This window comes from Sphingomonas hankookensis (genome assembly GCF_022664465.1).
Classification (GTDB): domain Bacteria; phylum Pseudomonadota; class Alphaproteobacteria; order Sphingomonadales; family Sphingomonadaceae; genus Sphingomonas; species Sphingomonas hankookensis.
This window is the reverse complement of sequence record NZ_JAKREV010000022.1, coordinates 1-3,949: the sequence shown is the minus strand read 5'-3', so window position 1 is coordinate 3,949 and position 3,949 is coordinate 1. Positions and strand designations below refer to the sequence as shown.

3 protein-coding genes are annotated in these 3,949 nt (G+C 69.3%); 2 read left to right on the top strand and 1 reads right to left on the bottom strand.

What is annotated here, in order from left to right; genetic code table 11:
* Window positions 1–1,251, bottom strand: a 1,251-nt coding sequence (locus tag MF610_RS18840) for a cytochrome ubiquinol oxidase subunit I (RefSeq protein WP_242201882.1), incomplete at its 3' end; no start/stop codon positions are given.
* Between the two features lie 124 nt (window positions 1,252–1,375).
* On the opposite strand from MF610_RS18840, the gene cydD reads away from it, so the two are divergent.
* Both cydD and MF610_RS18830 read left to right on the top strand, forming a co-directional pair.
* Window positions 1,376–3,007 carry a thiol reductant ABC exporter subunit CydD gene (gene cydD / locus MF610_RS18835; RefSeq protein WP_242201880.1) on the top strand — a complete coding sequence of 544 codons (1,632 nt, stop codon included), beginning with the start codon at window positions 1,376–1,378 and terminating at the stop codon, window positions 3,005–3,007.
* Window positions 3,004–3,949, top strand: a 946-nt coding sequence (locus MF610_RS18830; protein ID WP_479687783.1) for an ABC transporter domain-containing protein, incomplete at its 3' end; no start/stop codon positions are given. The genes cydD and MF610_RS18830, both read left to right, overlap by 4 nt.

The window sequence follows — 3,949 nt, the reverse complement described above, 5'->3', positions numbered from 1 at the left end:
GTGCATCCGCAGCGAACACAAGGTAAAGGCGGTGGCGAACAGCGCAATCATCGCAAAGCCGATCGCCGCCATGATGCGGAAGCTCCAGAAGAGCAGGCCGACATTGGGCACCGTGTCCCAGGCCGCCACTTCGATCTGCTGGGGCGTCGCGGTGCGCGGATCGGCCATCTGGCGCTTGAGCAGCAGGGCATAGCCCAGGTCGCGCTTGTGCGCCTCGAACCGGGCGCGCTGGGCAACGTCGTTCGGGTTCACCTTCAGCCGCTGGACCGCGTCATAGGCGATCACGCCGGAGGCGATCCGGTCCTGTGCTTTCAGGACCAGCTCGGACATGCCAGTGACGGTACCGTCCAGGCTGCGCGTCGCGATCAGGCCGAGCAGCCAGGGAATCTCGACCTTGTACCGCGTTTCGCGCGCGACGGTGTCAGGATAGCCGAACAGGGTCAGGCCAGAGGGACCGGGCTCGGTGTGCCAGACCGCCTCGATCGCGGCGAGCTTCATCTTCTGGTTGTCGGTCAGCGCATAGCCGCTCTCATCACCCAGCACGACGACTGACAGCGAAGAGGCGAGGCCGAACGCCGCCGCCACCGTCATCGACCGGCGCGCGATGGGCAGGAAGCGGCCCTTCAGAAGCCAGAAGGCCGACACGCCCAGCACCACGACCGAGGCGCAGACGTAGCCTGCGCTGACGGTGTGGACGAACTTAGCCTGAGCCACCGGATTGAACAGCACCGCGTCGAAGTCAGTGACTTCCATCCGCATAGTGTCGGGATTGAAGCTCGCCCCCACCGGGTTCTGCATCCAGCCATTGGCGATCAGGATCCACAGCGCCGACAAGTTGGTGCCCAGCGCGACCATGAAGGTGACGATCAGATGCCCCAGCTTCGACAGGCGGTCCCAGCCGAAGAACATCAGCCCGACGAACGTCGCCTCCAGAAAGAAGGCCATCAGCCCCTCGATCGCGAGCGGCGCGCCGAAGATGTCGCCGACATAATGTGAGAAATAGGACCAGTTGGTGCCGAACTGGAACTCCATGGTCAGGCCGGTGGCGACGCCCAGCACGAAGTTGATGCCGAAGATCTTGCCCCAGAAGCGCGTCGTCACGCGCCATTCCGGGCGGTTGGTCATGACATAGACTGACTCCATGATGACGAGCATCATCGACAGGCCGAGCGTCAGCGGAACGAACAGGAAGTGATACAGCGCGGTGGCCGCGAATTGCAGTCGCGACAGGTCTACGACGCCGGGATCCATGGCATGTCTCCATAAGAGGAGCCGCCCCCCGGCCCCTTGCCGACCGCCTCGCTAGGCCTGCGATCCGGTGCCGACATTGACCGCGGTCAAAGACTATGGGGGCGGTCGGGGCGACCGTCGCGGCATGACGACGATTGCTCATGCTCTCCCGACGCGTAACGCACGCAACCGCTGGTTGAAGGGCGCAGCCGGGCGGCGCGACGGCGTGGCGGGGCTGTTGCTGCTCGATACGCTGGCGGCGATGGGCTTTGCGGCGGGTGTCGCGGGCGGCGTGACGGCGGTGATGGGGCAGGGGGCGGTGCTGCCTTGGGCCGTGCTGATGCTCGGCATGGGGGCGTTGCGTGGATTGTTCGCAACCCTGGCGTTGCGGCGGGGCGCGGTGAGGGCGGGGGCGATCAAGCGGACGCAGCGGCTTCGTGCCGTGGCCGCCGCGCTACGTCGAAAGCCCGATGCCCCGATCGACAGCGGGCTGCTTGCCAGCCAGGCCGTCGATGCGGTCGAGGCGTTGGACGGCCATGTCGCCCGCTTCCTGCCCGCGCGCCGGGCCGCCGCCATCGCGCCGATGCTGGTCCTCGCCGTGACCGCCTGTGCCAGCTGGGTGGCGGCGGTCATTCTCGCAGGCACCCTGCTGCCGTTCGTGGCCGCGATGATCCTAGCGGGCGGCGCGGCAGCGGACGAGTCGCGGCGGCAATTCGTCGCGCTGCACCGTCTGTCGGCGCGCTTTGCCGACCGGGTGCGCAGCTTGCCGGTCGTGCTGGCTTTCGGGGCCGAGACACGCGAGACCGAGGCGATCGGCAGGGCGGCACAGGAACTGGCCGAGCGGACCATGCGAGTCCTGCGGATGGCCTTCCTGTCTTCCGCCGCGCTGGAGTTCTTCGCGGCGCTGTCGGTCGCGCTGGTCGCGGTCTATTGCGGTTTCGCGTTGCTTGGCCTGCTGCCCTTCGCCGCGCCCGAGACGCTGACCCTCGCCCAGGCCTTTTTCGTGCTGGCGCTGGCGCCCGAATTCTACGCCCCGATGCGCCGCCTGGCTGCGGCCTATCACGACAAGCAGGCGGCGGAGACCGCCGCCGATACGCTGATGCCGCTGGCTGAGTTGGAGCCTGTGCCCGTGGTCCGGGTCGCGGCCCCGCTCATCCTGCGCGATGTCGCCATCCAGTATCCGGACAGCGATACCCCAGCCGTCTCGTGCCTGTCGCTGCGGATCGAGGCGGGCGAGACGGTGGCGCTACTCGGCCCCTCGGGCAGCGGCAAGACCAGTGTCCTGCACCTGCTGCTGGGCCTCGCGCCGTTATCTGCGGGAATTGTCGAGGCGGGCGGTGTCCCGCTCACCTCACTGGCGGGGCAGGCGAATTGGGCGGGGCAGCATCCCCTGCTCATCGCGGGCTCGATCCGCGACAATCTGACGCTTGCCCATCCTCAAGCGGATGAACTGGCAGTCCAGCGTGCGGTCGCGGCGGCGGGCTTGGGGCCGATGCTCACGGCCCGGCCGGGTGGCCTCGACGCCTCGCTCGATGCGCGGGGCAGCGGGCTGTCGGGCGGCGAGCGGCGTCGGATCGCGCTCGCCCGCGCGCTGCTCAACCCTGCACCCTTTCTTCTGCTCGACGAGCCGACCGCGCATCTCGACGCCGCCGCCGAAGCCGCGCTGATCGCAACCATCAAACGTGCCGCGATAGGCCGCACGACGCTGATCGCCACCCACAGCCCCGCGCTGGCCGCCATCGCGACCCGCGTCGTTCATCTGGGACATGCCGCATGAGACTCTCCAAGCTGATCGCCGCCGAACGCCAACGGGAACGCCGTCACCTGCGACAGGCGGGCCTCTGTGCCGCGCTGGTCGCGATCGCCTCGGTGCTGCTGCTCGCCTTGTCGGGCTGGTTCCTGACCGCCGCGGCGCTGGCGGGGGGCACGGGGATCGTGGCGGCGCAGGCGTTCAATTATATGCTGCCCTCCGCCATGATCCGGCTGCTGGCAATCGTGCGAACCAGCGCGCGCTATGGCGAACGACTGGCGAGCCATGGCGCAGCCTTTGGTGCGCTCGCCCGGCTGCGGCCTGCGCTCTATCGTGCGCTAACCATCGCGCCGCCCTCGGTCGCGTTGGCGCTCGGCCGGGGCGAGGCGACCGCGCGGCTGATCGGCGATGTCGATGCGGTGGAATGGCGCTTCGTCCGTTTGTCGGGGCCTTGGGGCGTTGCGGCGGCGCTGGCATCGGGCGCGGCGTTGACGCTGCTCGGCGGATGGCTGGCCATGGCGGCGACGCTGGCCTGTGTCGGGGGAGCGCTTGGGCTGGCCCGAGCCTGGGCGGACCAACTGGAAGAGCCCGGCCGCACGGTGCAACGGGCGATGGGCGCGCTGCGCGAGGAGGTGGCGACGATCGGCGGCGCGGCGGCGGAACTCCGCTGTTTCGCGTTGGAGGATTGGGCGACCGCCCGGATCGCGGCGGCGAGCGACTCGCTGGCCCAGGCGCAGGCGCATCAGGCGGTAGTGGTGGCCCGATTCGAGGCGCTGCACGCGATCAGCGTCGCACTGGCGGCGGCGTTAGCGCTGGTCCTGTCGGCGGACGCTGGCGCCCCAATCGCGGCGCTGGCAGCGCTGGCGGCGGCGATGACGGCCGACGCAACCGCGCCGATCCTCCGCGCGATGACCGAACGCGGACGGTTGCGCGAGGCGGAGGCGCGGCTGGAAACGCTGTTTGATGCGG